The organism is Lysinibacillus sp. NPDC098008 (genome assembly GCF_044760715.1).
Classification (GTDB): Bacteria; Bacillota; Bacilli; order Bacillales_A; family Planococcaceae; genus Lysinibacillus.
Map to the genome: position 1 here is coordinate 55,501 of NZ_JBIWBA010000017.1, position 26,273 is coordinate 81,773.

Sequence of the window (26,273 nt, forward strand, 5' to 3'; positions counted from 1 at the left end):
AGAGGAAGAACTAAAAATAGGGGCGGTTAATGATGAAAACAGTTGTTGTATTAGGCGGCGGTATTACAGGATTATGTACAATGCATTATTTGCAACGTCAGGTGAAGGAGAAACAGTTAGATGTTCGACTAGTGCTTGTTGAGAAAAATACATATTTAGGTGGTAAATTACACTCAGCGTATGAGCAAGGCTTTATTATGGAAACAGGTGCTGATTCCATTGTAGCCCGTCATAAAGGGGTAATGGAGCTTGTGCAGGAGCTTGATTTTGAAGAGCAATTAGTTTACAACGAAACAGGCATTTCCTATATTTATACAAACAATGAGCTTCATGCTATTCCAGCAGATTCTACATTTGGTATACCAATGAGTATCGAATCCCTTGAGCAAAGTACATTAATTTCAGAACAAGGTAAACAAGAGGCATTAAAGGACTTAGCATTACCAAATAGGGGCTTTACAAAGGAAAGCTCCATTGGAGAGTTTTTAACGTATTATTTAGGAGAGGAGCTTGTGCAAAACCAAATTGCGCCTGTGCTTGCTGGTGTTTATTCTGGCGATCTATACCAGCTTTCAATTGCCTCTACTTTGCCATACCTAATTGATTATAAAGATAATTATGGCAGTATTATTAAAGGCTTTGATGCAAATCGTGAGCAATTTATGCAAGCAGCTAACAAAAAATTTATATCGTTCCAAAATGGCTTGTCCTCCTTTATTAACCAGTTAGAGCAAACGTTAACGGATGTAGAAATTATAAAAGGCGTGGAAACGATAAGTATTCAAAAAAAGGAAAGTGACTATCTAATTTCCCTAGCGAATAATGCAAGCATTGTAGCGGACTATGCTGTTTTAGCGCTGCCAAATGAAGCCGTACAAAGTATCTTACAGGATAAAGCTTTAGATTACTATTTTGATCAATTTACAACTGCGTCAGCCATTACGATTTATTTAGGCTTTAATATACCAGATGCTCGATTGCCAGCAGATGGAACAGGCTATATTGTGTCACATAATTCGGATGTTGTATGTAATGCAGCGACTTGGACAAGCCGTAAATGGAAGCATACATCGAAGGATAGTAGATTACTTGTACGACTTTTTTATAAAAGCATTAATCCAGCGTATGAACAGCTACGTTTAATGACAGATAAGGAATTGGCAGCCATTGCTTTGGAGGATATTCGCAAAAGCTTGGGGATTGAGGAGCAGCCTACTGTTGTCAATGTAACAAAATGGATCGATCAAATGCCTAAATATGATTTAGCACATCGTGAGGCATTGCAAGGGCTGCAACAGGAGCTAGATAAAAATTATCCGAATTTAGCGATTGCAGGCTGCTCTTATTTTGGTGTAGGCATTGGTGCCTGTATTCAAAATGGGAAAAAGATTGGCGAGGAGCTTGCAGAGAAATTAGTTAAATTCTAAGACTTTAAGCGAAAAATTACTTTGTTCTGTGAAATAGTCTTGACTCAATCGCCTGTAAACGATATGATTCTTTTAATTATTTAAAAAATTCATACTTAATTCTTATCAAGAGAAGCTGAGGGACTGGCCCAATGAAGCTTCAGCAACCAACATTATGTCAGGTGCTAAATCCAGAAGACTCTTGTAGTCGAAGATGAGAAGGAACAACATTGACAAATCGTTAAAGCCTTCTTTTTATGAAAGAGGGCTTTTTCTTTTGAGATGATCGAAAACTTCCAATTATGTTGAAGCATAGTTGATAATGATAGAGTTAAGAAGGAAGAGAGGCAATTTTATGGGATTACTTGAAAGATTAAAAACACATGTATTGACGGCAGATGGTGCAATAGGGACGGTACTCTATGGCTACGGCTTAGAATATTGCCATGAGGAAATGAATATACAGAAGCCTGAATTAATTGAAAAGATTCATAGAGAATATATTGCAGCGGGTGCTGATGTGATTCAAACAAATACGTATGGAGCAAATGCTATTAAATTAGCTCGTTATGGATTAGAGTCACGTGTTCAGCAATTTAATGAAGCGGCCATCACAATTGCAAAACGAGCAGCGGCGGATGGCGGTCAATTTGTGCTAGGAACAATTGGTGGTATTCGTGGCATTCGTAAAAGTGATGCAACATTAGAGGAAATACTAGCAGCTGTCGAAGAGCAGGCAACAGTGTTACTGGCAGGGAATCCAGATGGTCTTTTACTTGAAACGTATTATGATTTTGAAGAGTTAACAGCGACATTAACAATGCTACGAGCAAAAACAGCTTTACCGATTATTGCACAAGTGTCAATGCATGAGCCAGGTGTGCTGCAAAATGGGCTTTCTTTAAATGAGGCATTGCATGATCTAGAGGCATTGGGTGCAGATGTGGTTGGTGTAAACTGCCGTTTAGGTCCGCATCATACAATTCAAGCATTTGAAGGCGTTGAGCTTCCTAAAAAGGCATTTATGTCAGCTTACCCAAATGCTTCGCTTCTTGATTTAGAGGATGGGCGTGTTGTTTATGAATCAGAGGCTGATTATTTTGGTCGAGCAGCTGTAGCGTTGCGTGATCAAGGCGTGCGTTTAATTGGAGGGTGCTGTGGTACAACGCCAAAACATATTGCAGCAGCTAAGAAATACTTAGAGGAGCTATCACCAGTTAGTGAAAAGCATGCAAAGCCAGTGAAAATTGAGGTTGTTCGTGAAGCAGAACCAGCTAAGCATGAATCTCTTTATGAAAAGGTCAAGCGTGAACGTTCTGTAATTGTAGAGCTAGATACACCAAGGCATTTAGAGATTGATGGCTTTATTGAGGGAGCGCAGCAATTATATAATGCTGGTGCTGATGTTGTGATGATGGCAGACAACTCACTAGCCTCTCCACGCATTAGTAATATTGCGATGGGTGCATTATTAAAGGAAACATATGGTGTACGTCCCCTTACACATATTACATGTCGAGACCGTAATTTAATTGGTCTTCAGTCACATTTAATGGGGCTTAATGCTTTAGGTATTCATGATGTGCTAGCTGTGACAGGTGACCCTACAAAAGTAGGCGATTTCCCAGGAGCAACAAGTGTTTATGATGTATCTTCAATGGAATTAATCCAATTAATTAAGCAGTTAAATGAAGGTGTTTCGTTCTCAGGCAAGCCCCTTCGTAAAAAAGCGAGCTTTTCAGTTGCTGCTGCCTTTAACCCAAATGTGCGCGTATTAGATCGTGCAGTAGCTCGTTTAGAGAAAAAAATCGAGCACGGTGCTGACTACTTTATTTCACAGCCTGTTTATACAAAAGAAAAAATTGTGGAAATTTATGAGGCAACAAAGCATTTACAAGCACCTATTTATCTTGGAATTATGCCAGTCACAAGCTATAAAAGCGCAGAGTTTTTACATCATGAGGTTCCCGGTATAAAATTATCAGAGGATGCTCTAGCAAGAATGAAAGCTTGTGGTGATGATAAGGAACGTGCAACACAGGAGGGTATTGCCATTGCTAAGGAATTAGTGGAAGTGGCTGCACAATACTTCAATGGAATTTACCTAATTACACCGTTTTTACGCTATGATGTCACACTAGAGTTAATGAAATATATCAAACAATTGGACGAACAGAAAAAAGGAGTAAGCATAGATGGTTAAGCACTTGATTGAAGAGCAACTAGAGAAACGTATTTTAATCCTTGATGGCGCAATGGGTACAATGTTGCAAAATGAAAACTTATCAGCTGAGGATTTTGGTGGTGAGGAGCTCGATGGCTGTAATGAAAATCTTGTGCTCACTAGACCAGATATTATTGAGAAAGTTCACTGCAAATATTTGGAGGCAGGCGCAGATATTATTTGTACCAATACATTTGGTGGAACGCCGATTGTGTTAAATGAGTATAATCTTGGTGCAAAAGCAGAGGAAATTAATAAGCGTGCAGTAGAAATTGCTCGCCAAGCAGTGGATAGCTTTTCCACATCTGATTGGCCACGCTTTGTTGCGGGAGCTATGGGACCAACAACAAAAACATTATCCGTAACAGGTGGTATTACATTTGATGAGCTAGAGGAAAATTTTTATGTGCAGGCAAAGGCATTAATTGAGGCAGGCGCAGATGTATTGTTGCTTGAAACAAGTCAGGATATGTTAAATGTCAAGGCAGGTACACTAGGTGTAGCGCGTGCTTTTGAGGCAACTGGAAAAGAACTACCTGTGATGATTTCAGGAACAATTGAGCCAATGGGCACAACGCTTGCAGGGCAAACTATTGATGCCTTTTATATTTCCATTGAGCATATTCAACCATTATCAGTGGGCTTAAACTGTGCAACAGGGCCAGAGTTTATGACGGATCATATTCGTTCATTAGCAGAGCTGTCAACAGGCTATATTAGCTGTTATCCAAATGCAGGCTTACCTGATGAGGAAGGCTGTTATCATGAGTCGCCAGAATCGTTATCGCAAAAGCTAAAGGGCTTTGCAGAAAAAGGCTGGCTGAATATTGTAGGAGGGTGCTGTGGTACAACGCCAGCCCATATTGCAGCTATTCGTGAAGTGTTAAAGGATGCAAAACCACGCCAATTACCTGAAGCAACACATGGTCATGCTGTTTCAGGAATCGAGCCATTATTATATGACGATTCAATGCGTCCATTATTTATTGGTGAACGAACAAATGTCATTGGCTCCCGTAAGTTTAAAAATTTAATTATTGATGGGAAATTTGAGGAAGCAGCAGAAATTGCACGTGCACAAGTGAAAAATGGCGCACATGTTATTGATATTTGCTTAGCGAACCCTGACCGTGATGAGTTAGCAGATATGCGTGGCTTTATGCAAGAGGTTGTCAAAAAGGTGAAGGTTCCTCTTGTGATTGACTCAACTGATGAAAAAGTCATTGAGGAAGCACTGAAGTTTTCACAAGGTAAAGCTATTATTAACTCCATTAACTTAGAGGATGGGGAAGAACGCTTTGATGCTGTTATGCCACTTGTGAAGAAATATGGTGCTGCTGTTGTTGTCGGTACAATTGATGAGCAGGGGATGGCAGTTGATCGTCATCGCAAGCTGGAAATTGCTGAACGTTCCTACAAGTTGTTAACCGAAAAATGGGGACTTGCACCAGAGGATATTATTTTTGATCCGTTAATGTTCCCAGTAGGTACGGGTGATGAGCAATATATTGGCTCTGCACTGGAAACAGTTGAAGGGATTCGTCTAATTAAAGAAAAAATGCCACGAGCGTTAACGGTGCTTGGTGTAAGTAATATTTCATTTGGCTTACCACCTGTTGGACGTGAAGTGTTAAATGCTGTCTATCTTTACCATTGTACACAGGCAGGCTTAGATTATGCCATTGTTAATACGGAAAAGCTAGAGCGTTACGCGTCTATTCCAGAAGTGGAAATTAAGCTAGCGAATGATTTATTATTTAATACAAATGATGAAACATTAGCCGTATTTACTGATTTCTATCGTGATAAAAAGAAAGAAAAAACGGAAGCGGATATTCCTAAAACGGTGGAAGGACGTTTAGCTTACTATATATTAGAAGGTACAAAAGAGGGGCTTATTGAGGATTTGGAGGCTGCTCGTGAAATCTTTGAGTCACCACTGGATATTATTAATGGACCTTTAATGGATGGTATGGCTGAGGTAGGTCGTTTATTTAATGACAATCAGTTAATTGTTGCTGAAGTTTTACAATCAGCAGGTGTGATGAAGGCTGCTGTTGCGTATTTAGAGCAATTTATGGAAAAAAATGATGAGAGCGCTGGTAAAGGTAAAATGGTGCTCGCTACTGTAAAAGGTGATGTGCACGATATTGGGAAAAACCTTGTTGATATTATTTTAAGTAATAATGGCTATAAGGTTGTTGATTTAGGTATTAAGGTAACGCCAGCCCAATTAATAGAAGCTATTCGTAAGGAAAAGCCTGATTTTATCGGCTTATCAGGCTTGCTTGTTAAATCAGCACAGCAAATGGTAATTACTGCACAAGATTTTAAAGAGGCAGGGATTGATGTACCAATTTTGGTTGGTGGCGCAGCATTATCTCGACGCTTTACAGAAACAAAAATTGCTAATGAATACAACGGCCCTGTTATTTATGCGAAGGATGCTATGCAGGGGCTTGAGCAAGCAAATCGTTTGATGGATAAGGAAGCGCGTGAAAGCTTCTTAGAGGAAATCAAAGAGTCTCGTCAGCAACGCTTAGAGGCAGATGCCAAGCGTGCTGCTCGTCCTGCAAAAGAAGTAACGGTTAAGCCTGCTCGTACAGTGAAGGAAGCAGCTGTATTTGTACCTGCTGATTTACGCCGCCATGTGAAGAAGGACTACTCTGTATCGCATTTATATCCATATGTAAATATGCGTACATTGCTAGGGCATCATTTAGGCTTAAAAGGGCAAGTACAGCAATTATTAGATGCTGGCGATGCAAGAGCAACGGAGCTCAAAGAGTTAGTGGATGATTATTTAAGAAGTGATTTGTTAAAGCCATCTGGTTTATATCAATTTTTCCCTGCACAAGCAGATGGGGATGATGTAATTGTTTATGATCCTGCTGATAGCAAAACAGAAATTGAACGCTTTACGTTCCCACGCCAGCAAGTAGAACCGTTTTTATGCCTTGCTGATTTCTTAAAAACAGTTGATAGTGGCGAAATGGATTATATTGCGCTAATGGTAGTAACGGCTGGGCAAGGGGTAATGGCACAGGCTCGTCAATTAAAAGAGGACGGAAAATTCCTTGAAAGTCATGCCCTACAATCGACTGCACTAGAATTAGCAGAGGGCTTTGCGGAACGTATGCATCAGGAAATCCGTGATCAATGGGGCTTCCCAGATGCAACAGATTTCACAATGCGTGATCGTTTTGCAGCGAAATATCAAGGGCAACGCTTTTCATTCGGCTATCCTGCATGTCCAAACTTAGAGGATCAGGAGAAGTTATTTGGTCTGTTAAAGCCTGAGGATATCGGTGTTCATTTAACAGAAGGCTTTATGATGGAGCCAGAGGCATCTGTATCAGCCATTGTTTTTGCACATCCTGATGCTCGCTACTTTAATGTATAAAATGTAAAGTATAATAAACATGACCCTCTTTTCTTATGGAGGGTCATTTTGTGACAAAAAGGAGATGAGCTGGATGATTCGCATGATGGAAGAGGCTGATATACCTGAGGTGTTGGCTATTTATAATGATATTATTTTAACAAGCAAGGCAGTTTATCGTTATGACATTCAAACATTAGAGGAAAAAGTACAATGGTTTAAAGAGCAGCAGGCAGCGGGAAATCCATTGCTTGTCTTTGAGGACAATGGCATGGTAGCTGGTTTTGCAACATATAGCCAGTTCCGTCCATATCCAGGTTATCAGTATACAATGGAGCATTCTGTCTATGTGCACAAGGAGCATTATCAAAAGGGCATTGCTACAAAGCTAATGTATAAGCTAATCGCCATTGCGGAGGAGCAGGGTGTGAAAACACTAATTGCTGGTATTGATGGTGAAAATATTGCTAGCATGAGGGCACATGAAAAATTAGGCTTTGAATATGCAGGCACCATTAAGAATGCAGGCTATAAATTTGATGAGTGGTTGGATTTGGTGTTTTATCAATTACAATTAAAAGGGCCAGAGCTGTAAGCTAGTCACCTCATCGAAAAGTAGTGTGGTTGGCTGTTTGAGAGAGCACTGAAAAGCTGATAAATCTACAGAAATATAGTAATTATTCACGATCAATCTGTTTTTACGGAGGTGAAAGGTCGATTTACTGCGGTTGTTTTGATTGGATATAAAGAAGGTAAAGTCCAAGCGATGAACCCTTTAAAGGGGCGAGTAGCGTATAATTTCGATGCGTTTTTTAAAAGTTATGAAGAGATGGGGAAACATGCACTTATCCTAGAAAAGCAATAAACACTATTCGTTGTCTTCAGTCTAAAGGATATGACAAATGTCATATCCTTTTTATGATGTTTGCGTCTGTTGCTGACTTATACTCTTGTTTTATGATGAGATCATAAGGAAAAAGGAAACGAGGGAGTAAAGGATGGCAACAATTAAAGAAAAAACAAAAAAATTGCGTCAAGATGTAGCGCCATTTGCCAAATCAGATACACGTAAAAGTGTATTTCAAATGATTAATACCATTGCACCGTTACTTGCACTATGGGTAGCTGGCTATTTATTAGTAGATGTTTCACCGTGGTTAACAGTTGGCTTAAGCATTATTTCAGCTGGCTTTGTTGTACGAACATTTATTATCTTTCACGATTGTACACACGGCTCATTTTTCAAAAGTAAAAAGGCAAACGACTGGGTTGGATTTTTTACAGGCGTGTTAACATCATTCCCCTATGAAAAATGGAAACGTGAGCATACAATTCACCATGCAACAAGCTCAAACCTAGATAAGCGTGGTATTGGTGATATTGATATGATGACAGTGGAAGAATATATGCAAGCATCTAAAGGGCAGCGCTTATGGTATCGTTTTTATCGCAATCCATTTGTAATGTTTGGATTAGGACCTTTATATATGGTGCTTATTTTAAATCGCTTTAATCGTAAAGACGCGAAAAAGAAGGAACGTCTTAACACAATTTCAACAAATATTGTGATGCTAGCAATTTGTGCTGTTTTAATTTACTTTATGGGCTGGCAGGCATTTTTATTAGTGCAGGGCGTTACATTGTTTGTTGCTGGTTCTCTTGGTATTTGGTTATTTTATATTCAACACACATATGAAGATTCTTATTTTGAACATGACTCCGAGTGGGATTATGTAAAGGCGGCAGTTGAAGGTAGTTCATATTATAAATTACCAAAAATTTTGCAATGGGTGACAGGGAATATTGGTTTCCATCATGTGCATCATTTAGCTCCTCGTGTACCTAACTATAATCTTGAAAAAGCACATAATGAAACACCACCATTACACATGGCGACAACGATTACTTTACGTACAAGTTTAGAGTCAATCCGTTATAAGCTATATGATGAAGAGCAAGGTAAATTTGTCACATTTAAAGAAGTAAATGAGATTATAAGACGCAAGGCTAGAGGCAGTATTGCTGCTTAGCTTAAAACAGCCATCTCTTTTAAAAGGGGGATGGCTGTTTTGAATGTAGTCAATCAAGCTATGTCCAAAGTGAAATGGGCACAAATATAATTTTCTTGTTATAATAAGGTAAAAGTAGGAAAAGAGCGTGAGATTATGTTGAGGAAATGGCATAGTATTATTCCAAATAGTCCAATGCTCAGTGTATATTTATGGGTTATTTTTTGCTTCCTCCCGTTTTTCTTTATTTTTCGGAAATCATCCTACATAGAAATAACTATTGGCATTACCTTTTTAATGGTTTATTTTATTTTCTATCGATTTTCTGTGAATTCGAAAAGCGGCTTAGTGTATATGTGGATTAGCTTTGAAATGGTCATTAATATTGTGATGACGATTTTATATGGGTATGTCTATTTATCCATTTTTACAGCCTTTTTTATTGGCAATATACGACGACCTGTTGGCTTCTATATTATGTATGGCTTGCATATTGGCTTTACAGTTATTTCAACAGGTATTGGCTTTTTTATTGAGCTTCAATTATTTTTATCACAGCTACCGTTTGTTGTGTTAACGATTTTAGCGGTTGTCTTGTTGCCATTAACCATTTATTCCAAAAATAAGCGTGAAAACTTAGAGGGGCAGCTAGAAACGGCTAATGAGCGTATTGCAGAATTAATTGTTTTTGAGGAGCGCCAGCGTATTGCGCGTGACCTTCATGATACATTGGGTCAAAAATTGTCCATGATTGGCTTGAAAAGTGACTTAGCATCTAGGCTGATTGAACGTGATCCACAGCAGGCTTTAATAGAAATTAAGGATATACGTCAAACAGCTAGTATCGCTTTAAAAGAGGTACGTGAATTAGTGTCAGACATGCGCACAGCAAAATTTGAGGATGAGCTTATGCGTATCTCCCAAATATTAAAGGCTGCGGAAATGGAATTTGTGTTTGAAGGCGATAAACATGCATTACATGTGCCACCGCTTGTAGAGAATGTTTTATCCATGTGCTTAAAAGAGGCTGTCAATAATGTTGTCAAACATAGTGGTGCTACAAAGTGTGAGATTGCCTTCCATCAAAATTTTAAAGAGGTTTATTTGATTGTTCGAGATAATGGACAGGGCATTAAGAAAAGGCAAGCATGGAAAACAGGGAATGGCTTAAAGGGGATGCAGGAACGTTTAGAGTTTATCAATGGCTCCTTTAAAATTGAAAGTGATGAAGGAACGACATTAACCGTAACCATTCCAGTAACGATTACACATCAAAGTGTCCAAGAAAATCTAAAGAACATATAGAAAAGAGGCTGATGACATGATACGAATTGTGATTGCTGAAGATCAAGGGATGCTATTAGGCGCTCTTCGTTCTTTATTGAGTATGGAGGAAGATATGGAGGTCGTTGGCTTAGCAAAAAATGGTGAGGAAGCATTGATGCTTGTTGATGAGCATCAGCCTGATATTTGTATTATGGATATTGAAATGCCAGTGAAAACAGGTTTAGATGCTGCAGAGGAGTTGCACAGTGCTGGCTCTGCATGTAAGGTTATTATCTTAACAACATTTGCAAGACCTGGTTATTTTGAGCGTGCTCGCAAAGCAAGTGTACGGGGATATTTATTAAAAGATAGCCCTATTGAGGAGTTAGTAAGTGCTATTCGTACAATTATGGATGGTAAACGTATTTATGCACCAGAGCTTGTTGATTTTGTTTATGAGGATGATAGTGAAAATCCTTTAACGGAGCGTGAAAGTCAGGTGCTCACACTGGTAGCAGAGGGCAAAACAACAAAGGAAATTGCGGCAGAGCTATTTCTTTCAGCAGGAACGGTGCGCAACTATATTTCCACGATTTTAGAAAAATTAAATGTCGGCAATCGCATTGAAGCCATTGCACGCTTTAAAGAGAAGGGCTGGAATAAATAAAAAAAGAACCTTATCGCAGTAAATGAAATGCGGCAAGGTTCTTTTTTAGAGCTTTATTTTTTGCGCTTTGTTAAACGTCCAAGTACAAATGCACCTGCTGCTACTGCAAGCACTGTGTTTGTTTTTTTCGTAAATACTTGCTTTGTCACAAGGTTAAGGTTTTGTGGACGTTCAGCTAGGCGACGCATAAAGTAGCCGTACCAATCTTCGCCAAACGGCACATAGACACAGAAGTTATAGCCTTCTTTTGCAAGCTCCTTTTGCATATCTGTACGGAAGCCATAGAGCATTTGGAATTCAAATTTATCAAGCGGAATATTATGCTCTGCTACAAAGCGTTTTACATGTGCAATGATATTATGGTCATGTGTTGCAATCGATGTAAACTTACCATGTAGTAGGTGATACTCAATTAACTCAATAAAGTTTAAATCAATATCTAATTTATCTTGGTATGCGACCTCGATAGGTTCTTTATAAGCACCTTTTACAATGCGAAGACGGTAGTCCTTGAATTTTTCAATATCTTCTTTGGCACGATAAAAGTATGATTGAATCACTGTTCCAACATTATCAAATGTTTTTGATAGCTCTTCCACCATATCAAAGGAGATTTGAAGACGACCATAGTCCTCCATATCGAAGTTAACAAATATATCATAGGCAGCGGCTTTTTCTACAATTTCATATAGATTGTCGTAGCAAAAATCAACATCAATATCTAAGCCCAGTTGAGAAGGCTTTAATGAAATATGTGCATCAACACTGTTTTCATGAATAGCTTCAATAACAGTAAGGATTTGCTCTTTTGCTTTTGTTGCTTCTTCTTTACTTGAAACGAATTCACCTAGGTTGTCTACTGTACAAGAAATATTATGCGCATTCAGTTCTTTAATGCTTGCAATTGTTTCTTCAACATTTGTACCAGCTACTACACTTTGTGCGCCCAATTTTAGACCGTATTTCTTTGCAGCACTATTTAATAGTTGGTTTTCAGATAAATGGATGAAAAAATCGCGTAATAACATGGTCATTCTCCTAACTGCATTTTCTTTTTAGTATAACATAAAATTTTAAAACTATAATTATTTCGTACTAAGTATTTGCATGCGCTCATTAAATAATGCAGGATAGCTTAAAAAGCCAATCATGATGCTTGATAATGTTGCTGTTGTTAATAATGCAAAAATAATGAGGAGCTGAAATTGCACAGCCTGTATCGGGTCAGCGCCACCGATAATTTGCCCGCTCATCATACCTGGTAGCTGTACTAAGCCGATTGTTTTTTGGCTTTCAATAGTAGGAATCATACTAGCCTTTACCGCATTAATAAGCTGTCGATGGATAGCCTGCTTCGGTGTTCCACCTAGTGATAAAATAAGCTCCATTTCATCTTTATGGCTGGTAATTTCCGCTGTAAAACGATTTAAAAATAAAATGGATAATACCATGGAATTGCCGATTAACATACCGCTAATAGGAATGATATATTGAGCAGTTGCTGGCACAATGTGAAAGCCAAGCAAGACACCTTGTGTAACCATTTCTACCGCAACAAGAGTAAGTGCTATTTTCCACGTTATGCCTTTGATACCTGCTCCTTTTTTACGTGCATTTAATGTAGCAACAATAATCATTAATGCGACCATTAGAAAAATATAGCTATAACTGTTGGTATCAAAGACAAATTTTAAAATATAGCCTACTGCAAGTAATTGGATGATAGAGCGCACTGTTGCGATAAGTGTATCTTTTTCAAGCCCTAGCTTTAATGTTTTGGATAGTAGAAGGGGAATGCAGACAAATATTAATGTGAGTGATAGTGCTGTATATGTCATAAATTCACCCCCTGAATAAATTCTGCTACACGTGGGTTTGTTGGTGCATTGAGTAAGGTGCTTTTGCCAGCCTCAATTAGCTCACCATCCATCATAACCCATGTATAATGACCAATTGTTAATGCTTGCTGTAAATTATGTGTAATCCAAATCATTGTGACATTGTATTTTTGATTAATGGTTACAATTAGCTTTTCAATTTCTTGAACAGATTGACGGTCAAGTGCGGATGTAATTTCATCTAATAATAAAATGGAGGACTGATTAATAAGTGTTCTTGCGATGGAGACCTTTTGCCGCTGTCCTCCTGATAATTCATCGATTGAGTGATGTAAAAAGCTTTTATCTAATCCGACATCCTCTAAATATTGGATTGCTTCTTGCTGTGAGAGTTTTTTCCCTTGCAGTGTGCGAGGAAGGGCAAGGTTTTCCCAAACAGTACCTGTTATCATTGGTGCTGCCTGTAGAGCAATACCAACATTTCTTCGTAAGGCTGTTGGTTCATAGGTAGAAATAGGATGATTATCAATAAGTATATGTCCTGCTGTTGCTGAAAGCAGACCATTACACAATTTCAGTAAGGTTGTTTTACCTGCACCAGAAGGGCCAACTAATGTAGTAATTTGACCTTTTGGAAATGATCCTGTAATTGACTTTAATATTGTTTTAGCATTTACTGAGAAATGAACTTGTTGAAAGTGAATAGCAGGTTCGTATAGCATATTCATGGGTGGATACTCCTTTGTAATAATTAAGTAAACTAACTGTAGCATGAAATGCGAAAAAGATGCAGATGAACCGATGAAAATAAGCAAAATAAGGAGCAGAGGCAATGACAGTATTATATGTTGATCAATTTACATATGAGCAAGGAGATATGTATATTGTGGCTTCAGATAAGGGCATTGTTTATATTGGCACACCAAATATGCCATTTGATGAGGTTGAAGTGTGGGCACGAAAGCCGTTTAAAGGATATCGCTTTGAGGACAATAAAGAAAAGCTACAGCCCTATAAAGAACAATTAACAGCCTATTTTAAAAAGGAGCTTACTGAATTTGATGTGCCTATCCATGTGAAGGGAACGCCCTTTCAATTAGCTGTATGGGATGCATTGAAAGAACTACCATATGGCACAACTGTATCGTACGCAGATATTGCACAACGTATTGGAAATCCAAAGGCAGTAAGAGCTGTAGGTGGAGCAATTGGCGCAAACCCGATATTAGCCATTATTCCATGTCATCGTGTGATTGGTAAAAATGGTCAGTTAACAGGCTTTCGAAGTGGTCTTGCTATGAAGCAATTTTTATTAGAGTTAGAGGGCATAAACTGATAAGCTTAAAAAAATCTGCCTGCCATCACTGAGATGACAGCGCAGATTTAACGCCTGACTATACGTGCTCCTCGTGTACATTGTTTGGTGTTTTACCAAAATGCGTTAAACGATGAGCGAACGTTTCTCCTCGTACAGCGGAGCTTTTAAAGATATCTTGGAATTCGTAAGCTGGCGTTCCATGCTCCATCACATCAAGGCCTGCAACTTCCTCCTCTACGGTTACACGTAATGGGATAAAGGCTTTAATAATGAATAGACCTGCTGTTACAGATATGCTAACCCAAGCAATTGTAGCAATAACGCCGATTGCTTGAATACCTAGTAGCGCGAAGCCGCCTCCATAGAATAAGCCTTGACCACCGATATCAAATAATCCAACAGCTAATGTTCCCCAAATACCGCAAATACCATGAACTGCAATTGCGCCTACTGGATCGTCCACCTTTAGCTTCCATTCAATGAAGCGTACACCTTCGACAAGCAATGGAGCCGCAATGATTCCGATGATAATAGCACCAACAATGCTAACATTTGCGGCACCTGCTGTAATTCCTACAAGTCCTGCTAAAGCACCGTTTAATGTTAGGGAGCCATCAATATGTCCATAACGAAAATTTGTATAGAAGGCAGTTGCTACAACACCAGCGGCTGCTGCAAAAAATGTATTAGCAATAACATTCGGCACTAGCTCAGGGTCAGCTGCTAAAGTGGATGCACCATTAAAGCCAAACCAACCGAACCATAGTAGAAACACACCTAAAGCACCTAATGGAATACTATGCCCTGTAATAACATTAACACGACCATTCTCATCGTATTTACCTAGTCGCGGTCCAACCATAACCGCTGCAATGAATGCTGCAATAGCGCCTGTTAAGTGCACAACCGTTGAGCCAGCAAAATCGATAAAGCCTAAGTCTGTTAACCAGCCCTGACCACTCCAAACCCAGTGACCAACAACAGGATAAACTACTAAAGTCATAAGTATAATAATAGCAACATAAGCAAAAATATTTGTACGTTCTGCAACTGCACCTGATAAAATCGTTGCACCTGTTGCAGCAAACATTGTTTGGAAGATAAAGAATGAAAGATCATCCACCCCCTTTAATGCAAAGCCGCTTGTGCCGATAATGCCGCCTGCTGTGTCCCCAAACATAATGGCATAGCCACATAAAAAATAGATAATACCCCCAAGTGAAATGGTAAGGAAATTTTTCATAATAATATTGACTGCATTTTTTGAGCGTGTAAATCCTGCTTCAACCATGGCAAATCCTGCATGCATAAAGAACACTAAAATTGTTCCAAGCATCACCCAAACTAAATTAACAGATAATAGAACCTCATCCATCTATATCGCCTCCTTATTCTACTGCAATTGATCCGACTTCTTTTGTACGGATACGAATTGCTTGCTCTACTGGATAAATAAAAATTTTCCCATCGCCAACTTGACCAGTCGCTGCTTCGCGCAATAAAACTTCAACTGTCGCATCAACTTTGCCGTCATCGACAACCATTTCTAATTTTAATTTAGGTAAAAACTCAATTTCGTACGTATTGCCACGAAATAGACCTGTTCTTCCTAATTGACGGCCGCAGCCAGCAATTTCAGAAACACTTAGACCTGCAATTCCTTCCTGTGCAAGTGCGTCCCTTACGGCTCCAAAAACTTCAGGACGAATGATTGCTTCAATTTTTTTCATCACTACCAGCTCCTTGGGTAATTTTAATTTACATGTTAAAGCGATGTGGACATTAGTGCAATTATTATTTTGAAACTTATGTAATGTTTTATTACGTGTTATATTTCTGTTCTCGAAGTATTTTAGACAAAAGGTTTTTATAAAGGGAATGTAAGCGGTGCTAAAAAATGTGTCTAAAATGTGTACGGTTCTAAATTTTCTGACTATTAATGTTAGGAAATCTAACATCTAATCATAAGGATATAAAACGCAAGAATTTGGGTATATAGTGTATACTAGGACTAATTATCAAAGCGGAAGAAGGGGTTTTTGTGAGTTCAAACTATACAGATGATAGCTTAGCGCTACACACAGACTTATATCAAATCAATATGGCAGAATCCTATTGGGCTGACGGCATACATAATAAAAATGCTGTTTTTGAATTATATTTTAGGAAATTACCGTTTGGCAATGGCTATGCCATATTTGCTGGGCTAGAGAGAATGTTGGACTACTTGCGTGATTTCCGCTTTAGTGAATCAGATATTGCATATTTACGTGAGGAAGTAGGCTATCAAGAGGACTTTCTTGATTATTTGCAAAATATTCGATTTACAGGGGACATGTATTCCATGGTGGAAGGTGAGCTTGTTTTTGCGAATGAGCCAATTGTGCGTATCGAAGCACCATTAGTAGAGGCACAGCTTATTGAAACAGCACTGCTAAACATTGTGAATTACCAAACATTAATTGCCACAAAGGCTAGCCGTATTAAGCAAATTATTAAAAACGAAGTAGCTATGGAATTTGGTACGCGACGTGCACATGAAATGGATGCTGCTATTTGGGGAACACGTGCTGCATTTATTGGTGGCTTTTCCTCCACTAGCAATGTTCGAGCAGGCAAGCTATTTAACATTCCGGTATCTGGTACACATGCACATGCATTAGTACAGGCTTATAAAAATGATTATGATGCATTCCATGCCTATGCTAAACGTCATCAAGATTGCGTCTTTCTTGTTGACACGTATAATACGCTGAAATCAGGTGTGCCAACTGCTATCAAAGTAGCACAAGAGCTAGGTGATAAAATTAATTTTATCGGTATTCGTTTAGATAGTGGAGATATTGCCTTTCTATCAAAAGAAGCGCGCCGTATGCTGGATGATGCAGGCTTCCATGATGCTAAAATTATTGTTTCAAATGACTTAGATGAATACACGATTTTAAATTTAAAAGCGCAAGGTGCCAAAGTTGATATTTGGGGGATTGGTACAAAGTTGATTACAGCCTATGACCAGCCTGCTTTAGGTGCTGTTTATAAAATGGTAGCTATCGAAAACAGTGAAGGTCAGCTAGAGGATACAATTAAAATCTCAGCAAATGCTGAAAAGGTATCAACACCGGGCTTAAAAAATGTTTATCGTATTATTCATAAAAAGAATGGCAAGGCAGAGGGCGACTATATTACAATGCACGATGAAAACCCTCAGGCGGAGGAACGCATTAAAATGTTCCATCCAGTCCATACATTTGTATCAAAGTTTGTCACAAATTTCGAAGCAAAAAATTTACATCAGCATGTCATTAAAAATGGAGCAATCAACTATCAAAATCCAACCTTAGTGCAAATGCGTGATTATGCTGCAGAGAATTTAGAATTGCTATGGGATGAATATAAACGTGCAATGAACCCAGAGGAATATCCAGTCGATTTAAGCCAAAAATGCTGGGATAATAAAATGCGTAATATTGAAGAAGTGCACAATATGGTGAATCGAATGTAAAAGGGAGAGATAAGAACAATGACCTTACAGCAACAAATTATTAAGGAATTACATGTATTACCGACAATAGATGTACAGCAGGAAATACGAAAATCCATTGATTTTTTAAAGGAATATGCAAAGCGATATAGCTTTGTAAAGGGCTTTGTTCTTGGTATTTCTGGCGGTCAAGATTCAACATTAACAGGGAAGCTAGCACAGCTTGCCGTTGATGAGCTAAATGCAGAAGTGGGTGAAGCAAAGTATTCATTTTGGGCTGTTCGTTTACCATATGGTGTACAGGCGGATGAACAGGATTGCCAAGATGCCATTGATTATATAAAGCCAACGAAAGTCTATACAGTGAATATTAAAAATGCTGTTGATGCAAGCGTTGAAGCTTTAGTAAATGCAGGTGTTGAGCTAAATGATTTTGTCAAAGGGAATGAAAAAGCACGTGAGCGTATGAAGGTGCAATATTCAATTGCTGCCATGAATGGGGCAGTTGTATTAGGAACTGATCATGCCGCGGAGGCTGTTACAGGCTTTTATACAAAATTTGGTGATGGTGGCGCAGACTTAGTGCCAATCTTTCGTTTAAATAAACGACAAGGTAAGCAATTATTAGCGGAACTTCAATGTCCAAAGCACCTTTATACGAAAATACCAACTGCGGATTTAGAAGAAAATCGTCCAGCGTTGCCAGATGAGGTAGCGCTTGGTGTGTCGTACGATCAAATTGATGATTATTTAGAGGGAAAAGAAATTCCAGAGGCAGCTCGCAAAACATTAGAGGGCTATTATTTGCGTTCACAGCATAAACGCCATTTGCCAATTACAATATTTGATGATTTTTGGAAATAATATTTAAAAGGAAAGAGTTGGTAAAGGCGAAAGCACCTTTGCCAACTCTTTTTTATATTATAGTTCTAAAGTGTTAATATCTAGCGTAAAATGTCGATATAAATACCTACAAAAGAGATAAAATGTAAGGGAGGGTAACTTTTTATGAGGACTTCTAGAGTAAATGAAACGACAAGTAGTGTTTTTCGGCAGGAAAATCAATATTTACATGCAGGGGATATTAGCCATAATTTTGGGCAAAATCAACAGCAGCCATTTAAAAACAACTTGCAAAAAAATAAAGTTAAAAAGACTAATGCTAATAGTGTGTCAAAGCAACAACGACAACCTCGTTCGATACCAGTAACACATATGGAAAGCGATAGCAATTTGCAAATTCGTCATGAGCTAAATGAAACTGCATTAAAATTAAGTCGTATAAGCAAACAAAAGAAGCGACTCCATAGTTACCGTTCGTCCATCTAAATAACAAAGGCTAAGAGAAGTTAAGCAGCAACTAACTTCTCCTAGCCCTCCAATTTTTATTAGAAAAAATAGGATTAAAAACATTAATTTCGTAACATCCTAAAGAATAATAACGTTATATAATAATGAGGGGCTGTCAGGAAGATTTATTCTTTCCTAACAGCTCCTCTTTAGTAGACTAAATTATTTATAGCGGTTTCAGATAATTGTGTTACACAGTAGATTTCGATATGCTTATGATAAGTTATCGAGCAATTCACATAATTTTTCTATAGAAATGGGAGGTTATTTTGACTTATGAATTCACAGTTAAAAGCTGTTTTGGAAAATATTGAAAAAGTGATTATTGGCAAAAGAGAGGTAGCTGAGCTTAGCATTGTTGCTTTGTTAGCAAGAGGGCATGTGCTACTAGAGGATGTACCTGGTGTTGGAAAAACAATGATGGTACGCTCCCTTGCAAAATCTTTTGATGCTCAATTTAAACGTATTCAATTTACACCAGATTTATTGCCATCTGATGTTGTAGGTATTTCGATTTACAATCCAAAAACAATGGAATTTGAATTTCGCCCAGGTCCGATTATGGGTGACGTTGTATTAGCGGATGAAATTAATCGTACCTCTCCTAAAACACAGTCCGCATTACTGGAGGCTATGGAAGAGTCCTCTGTGACGATTGATGGGAATACTCTTGCAATACATCAGCCATTTTTTGTAATGGCTACACAAAATCCGATTGAACATGAAGGGACATATCCATTGCCAGAAGCACAGCTTGATCGGTTTTTGCTGAAAATAAAGATGGGCTATCCAACTAGAGGGCAAGAAGTAGAAATTTTGCGTAGAGCTGAAAATAGTAAGCCTATTGAAAATATTAAGGCTGTGCTATCTGTTGCTCAATTAAATGAATTACAGGACCTTGTACAAGGTGTTTATGTGGAAGATTCAGTTAAAAACTATATGGTGGAGCTTGCAAACCAGACAAGGGAAAATAATTATATCCATTTAGGGGTAAGTCCAAGGGCAACACTGGCACTAATGAAAGCATCTCAAGCTTATGCATTTTTGAAAGGGCGCAGCTATGTAACACCTGATGATGTTCAATACCTCGTGCCATTTGTCTTTAGCCATCGCTTAGTGTTAAAGCCAGATGCACGTTATGATAATGTAACAGCAGATGAAATTCTTGAGCGTATTATTACTCAAACGCCAGTACCAACAAAAAGGTTTGCAGAACAATGAAGCAATGGAAAGTGTTCCTTGATAAAACAAAACATTTCCTATTAGTTCTGTTATTAATGGTATTAACGTTCTCCTATGCTATGTTTCAAGGTGGATTTGTTAGCTGGTTTGTATTTTTTACAGTAAGTCCATTTTTAGTGTATGCGCTATTGTTTTTTATTGTGAAGGAACATATTTTACTAGTAGAGCGAAAAATTGAACCTGCACATGTGGAGCGAGGACAATCAGCAAAAGTGATGATTACGGTAGAAAGAAAAACACGCTTCCCTTTTGCTTATATGATGATGGAGGAACAAGTAGATAGCGAAGGGCTTGTACAAGCTAAAAAGCAAAGTGTAAATGCGGTGAAATTTGTTGGCTTTCGAAAAAGATTTAGCTGGCATTATGAATTGGATAATATGCCCCGCGGCGAGCATCGCTATTTAGGTGTTACAATTATTTTCTATGACTTTTTTGGCTGGGCTAAAAAGCTTATCATTGCAGAAAAGGAACAAACAATTTTAGTTTATCCAAGAATACGAGAGATGAAATATGCTCCCCTTCAAACAAAATATGATGTTGGTACAATGCTATCACCTTATTCGATTGTGAAGGATACATCAATGGCTGTCGGCTTACGTGAGTATGTACCAGGTGATCGTTTCTCATGGATACATTGGAAGTCCTTTGCAAAAACGCAAACCTTGCAATCAAAAGAGTTTGAGGATCGGCAATCTTCTGAGCTAATGCTTGTGCTTGATGCCAAAAGCTCACCGCTGTTTGAAGAAAAAATTGAGCTAGCCGCATCCATGCTACAAATGATTGTACAAGAGCGTGGAGATATATCCTTTATTGCAGCAGGAAAAACAACAAAAGTCTTTCCCGTTATTCAAGGACATAAGCAGTTAGAGCAGGTTATGCATCATTTAGCAGCCATTAAACCTACAGAGCATGTAAAATTTCGTTTCCATGACCAACAAGCCTTTAAGCAAGTTGCCACATTGTTTTATGTAACAAGCGATGTATCAGATGAATTACTACATACTCTTGCAAATATAGTGAAAAGCTGTATTTGCTTTGTAGTGGCAAAAGAGCCACCTGTACAATCAGAGCTTATGACGCGTTATAAACATATGACAATTATTTATGTAAACCCAGCAGACTTTTATCATCTATTCACGGAGGTGATGAAGCCGTGAAACAATCTGTAGCGGAATTTTTAGAATTAGCTGTTGCTTATATTATTATATTTTTTATTTTGCGTGAATGGCTTGTTCCAATTATGCAACTAACGAATACTGGAGGATTTCAATTTTTCCTTGTCTTTATTGGTTTATCGTTAGCGCTAAGCTTATTGCGTGTGCATCCACTATTATCAGGATTAGTGAAGCTTGGCTATATTACTTGGTTTATCGCTTATATTTATAATGATAGCCCTGTATTATCAAGCAAGACACTACCGTTTTTACTCGCTGAATGGAAATGGAATATGACAACCATTTTATCGGGTGATTTTGGACAAGTATCAGATGCCTTTAGAACTGTGTTGTTCCTTGTTCTTATTTGGATGTTAATTTATTTAATTCATCATTGGGTTTCAGTGAAAAAAAATATATTTTATTTTTTCGCAATGACGGTATTCTTTATTGCCACATTAGATACGTTTAGTGATTACGATGGCAAAGGGGCTATTGTAAAGGTTGTTGTATTGGGCTTAATGATGACAGGTATGCTATTTGTGAAACGGTTATGGCTACAGGCGGATGCAACAAATAATATTGTGGACAAATGGAAGGTTATTATTCCAATGCTTGTATCTGTTCTGCTTGTAAGTACAGTGGCATTCTTTTTACCAAAAACAGGGCCGACTTGGGCAGACCCAGTACCATTTATCAAAAGCGTTACAGGTCAAGATGGAAGTGGTATAGGTCAAAAAAAGGTTGGCTATGGTGAGGATGATAGTCAGTTAGGCGGACCGTTTCAGGGAGATGATACATTAGTTTTCACTGCTACTTCTCGTGATCGGCATTATTGGCGTATTGAAACAAAGGATACGTATACAACAAAGGGCTGGATTGTGTCAGAAGAAGACGCGAATGAAGTAGCATACGAGTCAGGCATGCCAATTAGAACATCTTTACAAGTAGGATTGTCTGAGGATGAGCGTCAGGCTCAGCTAGAAATGGCTGTACCAATGCCGTTTGTAATTCAAACATATGGTTTAATTAGTGTGTCAGCTCAAGATTTTGCTTTATTTATTCAGAATGAGCAGACCGAAAAAATGATGATTAAGCAGGATAGCGGTGAATCAACAACACTAGCAAATTATTCATTATCCTATAGTGAGCCTGTCTATAGTATGGAGCAGCTTCAATTATCCTATCCTTCTACACTTGAAACATTGGATACATCTTTTGATCGTTTTTTACAATTGCCAGATAGACTGCCAATACGCGTAAGAGATTTGGCGATTGATATTGTACAAGATGAACCTACTGTATACGATCAAATTAAGGCTGTAGAAAATTATTTTAAAACAAGTGGCTTTAGATATGATAAAACAGAAGCAGCCATTCCTGCTGAAGATCAGGATTATGTCGATCAATTTTTATTTGACACAAAAGTAGGGTATTGTGATAATTTCTCAACTTCTATGGTTGTGCTTTTGCGTTCAGTAGGTATACCAGCTCGCTGGGTGAAGGGCTTTGCATCAGGGCAAGCAGGACCAATGTCAGATGGTATGCGTGAATATCAGGTGACAAATGACAATGCCCATTCATGGGTAGAGGCATATGTACCTGGAGCAGGCTGGATGGAATTTGAGCCTACAATCGGCTTCACGGGAAATGTGAATATTGATTATGATTTACAATTAGATACACCTGAACAGGATGAGATTATTGAGCCTGAACAACAACGAGAGCAGCCACAGCAACAGCAGGAGGCTCAGCAAGCACAAAATCGTTCAACGTTTAGCTTCAATGCTGTATGGACATGGCTGAAAAAGCTAACATATGTATGGATTGGGCTAATGATTTTACTAGTTGTCGCAGCCGTTACGTTATTCTTCCAGCGCAAAAAATGGATTCCGAAAATGCATGTACGTGCATACCGTAAAAAGGCAGCGGATTGGTCTACGTTTGACTCTTCTTATCATGTTTTATTAAAGCAGCTAGCTCGCATTGATTTACGCAGAAAAGATGGAGAAACATTACGTGCATTTGCAGAAAGGGTGGATACTGCATTAGAAACAGATGAAATGCAAAAGCTTACAGCTGTATATGAACAACATGTTTACGGAAATGAGGCACAAAAGGTTGATTTTGTAGAGCTGAAAGAAAGTTGGGAATATTTAATCAATCGCACAATCAGTTGATTTTAACTGAAACAAAGAGTAAAATGAAAAAAATAAAATGCAAGGATTGCTTTCATATAAGTTCGATAATAGGGTTCGGATGTTTCTACGAAATCACCATAAATGATTTCTCTATGAGGGTGGATGTTTTGTTTAGGTGAAAAGAGGCTCTTTGCCTAAAGTTCTAGATCAAAATACCACCATCTTCATTGCAAGGAGTGTATCTTAAACAGATATATCTTTGCTGCGCATTCACCTTTATAATAATTATGAACTTATGAGCGCGTAGAGAGTTGTGTACTTTCTTCGCGTTTTTCTTTGAACAGATGAACATATCCTTTAAAAATAGTAGAAGAGGTGGAAATCTTGTCAGCTAGCCCTTTATTAAAAGAGCAAGAAAAAATCGTTGTACTGGACTTTGGTAGCCAATTTAACCAATTAATTACGCGTCGTATCCGTGAATTTGGTGTTTTCAGTGAACTGCATCCACATACAGTAACAGCAGAAGAAATTAAAGAAATGAATGCAGTTGGTATTATTTTTTCAGGTGGTCCAAACTCTGTTTATGATGAAAATGCTTTCCATATTGATCCAGCTATCTTTGAACTAGATTTACCAATTTTAGGTATTTGCTATGGTATGCAATTAATGGCACATACAAATGGCGGGAAAGTTGAAGGTGCTGAAACGCGTGAATACGGTAAAGCTGAAATTCAAGTAACAACTTCCAATAAATTATTTGGTGAGCTACCAACTGAACAAATTGTTTGGATGAGTCATGGTGACCATGTAACAGAAGTCCCAGCCGGATTTGAAGTTATCGCAACTAGTGCATCTTGTTCGATTGCTGCAATGGCAAACGTAGAGCGTAAACTATATGCCGTACAGTTCCATCCAGAAGTACGTCACTCTGTTTATGGTAATGACTTATTACGTCAATTCGTATTCGACATCTGTGAAGCAAAAGGCGATTGGTCAATGGCAAACTTTATTGAGCTTGAAATCGCGAAAATCCGTGAAACAGTGGGCGATAAAAAAGTATTATGCGCCCTTTCTGGTGGTGTAGACTCATCAGTTGTAGCCGTATTAATCCATAAAGCAATTGGTGACCAACTAACATGTATGTTTGTTGACCATAACTTAAACCGTAAAGGCGAAGTAGAGCAAGTTATGAAAACATTCACAGAGGACTTTGATATGAATTTAATCAAAATCGATGCTCGTAAACGTTTTATGGACAAACTTGCTGGCGTATCTGACCCAGAGCAAAAGCGTAAAATCATTGGTAATGAATTTATTTATGTGTTCGATGAAGAAGCAGCGAAGCTTGAAGGCATGGATTTCTTAGCACAAGGTACACTGTACACAGATATTATTGAGTCTGGTACATCGACTGCACAAACAATTAAATCACACCATAATGTTGGTGGTCTGCCAGAAGATATGCAATTCCAGTTAATCGAGCCACTAAAAACATTATTCAAAGATGAAGTTCGTGCGTTAGGCTTAGAGCTTGGTCTTGACGAGAAAATCGTTTGGCGTCAACCATTCCCAGGTCCAGGATTAGGTATCCGTGTGCTTGGTGAGGTAACAGAAGAAAAGCTAGAAATTGTACGCGAATCAGACTATATTTTACGTGAGGAAATCGCTAAGGCTGGTCTTGATCGCGACATTTGGCAATACTTCACGGTATTACCTGATATCCGTTCAGTAGGCGTAATGGGCGATGCTCGTACGTATGACTATGCAATCGGTATCCGTGCCGTAACATCTATCGACGGCATGACTTCTGACTGGGCACGTATTCCTTGGGATGTACTAGAAAAAATCTCTGTACGCCTAGTCAACGAAGTAAAACACGTCAACCGTGTGCTGTACGATATTACATCTAAGCCCCCTGCAACGATTGAGTGGGAATAGACCTTGTGAAATACAAGGTTGTTGATACGCTTTAAATGTTGATGTATCAATGTTTATCGTGTGTTCTTAGTTAGTGAAATCACTGCTAACGTACAACTATTTATATGTAAATTTAAACTCTCTTCTATTTAGTTTCAGCGACTAAAATAGAGGGGAGTTTTTTTATTGGTAAAAATTACGGAACAGATAGATGATTTTGAATTGAGTCAACAGGTTCAGGAACGGAAGAAAGAATATATTGCACTTTGTAGCTATCGTTTAAACCGCTGGAAAGACTACATGGAAGAACAGTTTAACATCACTGAAATTGAAGGTGTTAAAACTATTCATATTAAGTGATACATTCGTTTTTGTCAGGAGTTAGGTAAAGAGAAGGCAATTACAATTAACGGGAGTATAGCCACGCTAAGGGTGTTTTTTAATGATCTAGTAGCAGAGGAGTTTCTTGATGAAATGGACAATCCAATGAGGAGGATTAAGAACTTAAAAGAGGAACGCAAAGTCATGCATACTTTTAATGACGAAGAAGTGAAACGGATTTTACGTGATGTAAAGGAGTATACGTATTCAAACGTCCGTGACAAGTTGATTCTAATCATTTTATTCGATACAGGCATTCGTGTTAGTGAACTGTGCGATATTAAAGTACAAGGTGTTACTAATAAGCATCCCAGCGATAAGCCGCAAAGAATATAGGGTTCGTTTATTTTTCCTAAAAATAAAGAAAGCTGTTTATTTAGTATCGCTAAATAAAGCTCATCATTATGGTGTATTTCAAGAAATAATAGATATAACATATTTCACTGTGAACCCCTCCTGTTTATAATATATAAAATTATAGGATTTAAGCTCGTTTA

At 38.3% G+C, this 26,273-nt stretch carries 22 protein-coding genes and 2 riboswitches; of the genes, 17 read left to right on the top strand and 5 right to left on the bottom strand.

Going from position 1 to position 26,273, the window contains the following annotated elements; genetic code table 11:
- Positions 1-32: 32 nt before the first annotated feature.
- The 7 genes from hemG (at position 33) to ACIQVU_RS14335 (ending at position 10,954) form a co-directional block, all read left to right on the top strand.
- A complete protein-coding gene (gene hemG / locus ACIQVU_RS14305; protein ID WP_340808633.1) occupies positions 33-1,427 on the top strand; it encodes a protoporphyrinogen oxidase in 1,395 nt (464 codons plus the stop codon).
- A gap of 99 nt (positions 1,428-1,526) precedes the next feature.
- Positions 1,527-1,627, top strand: a riboswitch (SAM riboswitch).
- A 134-nt stretch (positions 1,628-1,761) separates the two neighbouring features.
- Positions 1,762-3,609 carry a bifunctional homocysteine S-methyltransferase/methylenetetrahydrofolate reductase gene (locus ACIQVU_RS14310; protein ID WP_402896090.1) on the top strand — a complete coding sequence of 616 codons (1,848 nt, stop codon included), beginning with the start codon at positions 1,762-1,764 and terminating at the stop codon, positions 3,607-3,609.
- Positions 3,602-7,033: a methionine synthase gene (gene metH, locus ACIQVU_RS14315; protein ID WP_402896092.1), complete on the top strand. Its 3,432-nt coding sequence runs from the start codon at positions 3,602-3,604 to the stop codon at positions 7,031-7,033. Before ACIQVU_RS14310 ends, metH begins: the two co-directional genes overlap by 8 nt.
- A 73-nt stretch (positions 7,034-7,106) precedes the next feature.
- Positions 7,107-7,607, top strand: coding sequence for a GNAT family N-acetyltransferase (locus tag ACIQVU_RS14320; protein WP_340808632.1), 501 nt, complete (start codon positions 7,107-7,109; stop codon positions 7,605-7,607).
- 403 nt (positions 7,608-8,010) lie between these two features.
- Positions 8,011-9,042 carry a Delta(5) desaturase DesA gene (desA, locus tag ACIQVU_RS14325; RefSeq protein WP_340807810.1) on the top strand — a complete coding sequence of 344 codons (1,032 nt, stop codon included), beginning with the start codon at positions 8,011-8,013 and terminating at the stop codon, positions 9,040-9,042.
- Positions 9,043-9,177: 135 nt separating this feature from the next.
- Positions 9,178-10,326 (top strand): sensor histidine kinase, encoded by a 1,149-nt coding sequence (locus ACIQVU_RS14330; protein WP_445299984.1) that lies wholly within the window; start codon positions 9,178-9,180, stop codon positions 10,324-10,326.
- A 16-nt stretch (positions 10,327-10,342) separates the two neighbouring features.
- Positions 10,343-10,954, top strand: a complete 612-nt coding sequence (locus tag ACIQVU_RS14335; protein ID WP_340807806.1) for a response regulator — start codon at positions 10,343-10,345, stop codon at positions 10,952-10,954.
- A gap of 53 nt (positions 10,955-11,007) precedes the next feature.
- On the opposite strand, the gene ACIQVU_RS14340 is transcribed toward ACIQVU_RS14335, so the two are convergent.
- From ACIQVU_RS14340 to ACIQVU_RS14350, 3 genes are read right to left on the bottom strand one after another with little or no spacing between them, the layout of a single operon-like run.
- Complete coding sequence (locus ACIQVU_RS14340) at positions 11,008-11,982, bottom strand: proline dehydrogenase family protein (protein WP_340807805.1); 975 nt, start codon at positions 11,980-11,982, stop codon at positions 11,008-11,010.
- 57 nt (positions 11,983-12,039) lie between these two features.
- Positions 12,040-12,792, bottom strand: a complete 753-nt coding sequence (locus ACIQVU_RS14345) for an ABC transporter permease (RefSeq protein ID WP_340807804.1) — start codon at positions 12,790-12,792, stop codon at positions 12,040-12,042.
- Positions 12,789-13,520 carry an ABC transporter ATP-binding protein gene (locus tag ACIQVU_RS14350; RefSeq protein ID WP_402896096.1) on the bottom strand — a complete coding sequence of 244 codons (732 nt, stop codon included), beginning with the start codon at positions 13,518-13,520 and terminating at the stop codon, positions 12,789-12,791. The genes ACIQVU_RS14345 and ACIQVU_RS14350 overlap by 4 nt, the downstream gene beginning before the upstream one ends.
- A gap of 104 nt (positions 13,521-13,624) precedes the next feature.
- Here ACIQVU_RS14350 and ACIQVU_RS14355 point away from each other — a divergent pair, with 104 nt between their 5' ends.
- Positions 13,625-14,128: a methylated-DNA--[protein]-cysteine S-methyltransferase gene (locus tag ACIQVU_RS14355; protein WP_340807801.1), complete on the top strand. Its 504-nt coding sequence runs from the start codon at positions 13,625-13,627 to the stop codon at positions 14,126-14,128.
- Positions 14,129-14,186: 58 nt separating this feature from the next.
- On the opposite strand, the gene ACIQVU_RS14360 is transcribed toward ACIQVU_RS14355, so the two are convergent.
- Both ACIQVU_RS14360 and ACIQVU_RS14365 read right to left on the bottom strand, forming a co-directional pair.
- Entirely contained in the window at positions 14,187-15,485 is a 1,299-nt protein-coding gene (locus tag ACIQVU_RS14360) for an ammonium transporter (RefSeq protein WP_340807799.1), read from the bottom strand.
- 13 nt (positions 15,486-15,498) lie between these two features.
- Positions 15,499-15,840 (bottom strand): P-II family nitrogen regulator, encoded by a 342-nt coding sequence (locus ACIQVU_RS14365; protein WP_340807798.1) that lies wholly within the window; start codon positions 15,838-15,840, stop codon positions 15,499-15,501.
- A 311-nt stretch (positions 15,841-16,151) separates the two neighbouring features.
- Here ACIQVU_RS14365 and ACIQVU_RS14370 point away from each other — a divergent pair, with 311 nt between their 5' ends.
- From ACIQVU_RS14370 to ACIQVU_RS14410, 9 genes are all read left to right on the top strand, one after another.
- Positions 16,152-17,612: a nicotinate phosphoribosyltransferase gene (locus ACIQVU_RS14370; RefSeq protein ID WP_340807797.1), complete on the top strand. Its 1,461-nt coding sequence runs from the start codon at positions 16,152-16,154 to the stop codon at positions 17,610-17,612.
- Positions 17,613-17,630: 18 nt separating this feature from the next.
- Positions 17,631-18,455: an ammonia-dependent NAD(+) synthetase gene (nadE, locus tag ACIQVU_RS14375; protein WP_340807795.1), complete on the top strand. Its 825-nt coding sequence runs from the start codon at positions 17,631-17,633 to the stop codon at positions 18,453-18,455.
- Positions 18,456-18,599: 144 nt separating this feature from the next.
- Entirely contained in the window at positions 18,600-18,920 is a 321-nt protein-coding gene (locus ACIQVU_RS14380; protein WP_402896100.1) for an NAD synthetase, read from the top strand.
- Between the two features lie 297 nt (positions 18,921-19,217).
- Positions 19,218-20,162, top strand: coding sequence for an AAA family ATPase (locus ACIQVU_RS14385; RefSeq protein ID WP_402896102.1), 945 nt, complete (start codon positions 19,218-19,220; stop codon positions 20,160-20,162).
- The gene (locus ACIQVU_RS14390) at positions 20,159-21,340 is read left to right on the top strand and encodes a DUF58 domain-containing protein (protein WP_340807792.1); all 1,182 of its coding nucleotides are present in this window, start codon (positions 20,159-20,161) and stop codon (positions 21,338-21,340) included. The genes ACIQVU_RS14385 and ACIQVU_RS14390 overlap by 4 nt, the downstream gene beginning before the upstream one ends.
- The gene (locus tag ACIQVU_RS14395; protein WP_340807791.1) at positions 21,337-23,517 is read left to right on the top strand and encodes a DUF4129 domain-containing transglutaminase family protein; all 2,181 of its coding nucleotides are present in this window, start codon (positions 21,337-21,339) and stop codon (positions 23,515-23,517) included. Before ACIQVU_RS14390 ends, ACIQVU_RS14395 begins: the two co-directional genes overlap by 4 nt.
- 32 nt (positions 23,518-23,549) lie before the next feature.
- A riboswitch (purine riboswitch) is annotated at positions 23,550-23,651 on the top strand.
- A 211-nt stretch (positions 23,652-23,862) separates the two neighbouring features.
- Complete coding sequence (guaA, locus tag ACIQVU_RS14400) at positions 23,863-25,416, top strand: glutamine-hydrolyzing GMP synthase (protein ID WP_340807790.1); 1,554 nt, start codon at positions 23,863-23,865, stop codon at positions 25,414-25,416.
- Positions 25,417-25,581: 165 nt separating this feature from the next.
- Positions 25,582-25,755, top strand: coding sequence for a hypothetical protein (locus ACIQVU_RS14405; RefSeq protein WP_340807788.1), 174 nt, complete (start codon positions 25,582-25,584; stop codon positions 25,753-25,755).
- Positions 25,756-25,869: 114 nt separating this feature from the next.
- Entirely contained in the window at positions 25,870-26,112 is a 243-nt protein-coding gene (locus ACIQVU_RS14410) for a tyrosine-type recombinase/integrase (RefSeq protein WP_402896105.1), read from the top strand.
- Positions 26,113-26,273 lie beyond the last annotated feature (161 nt).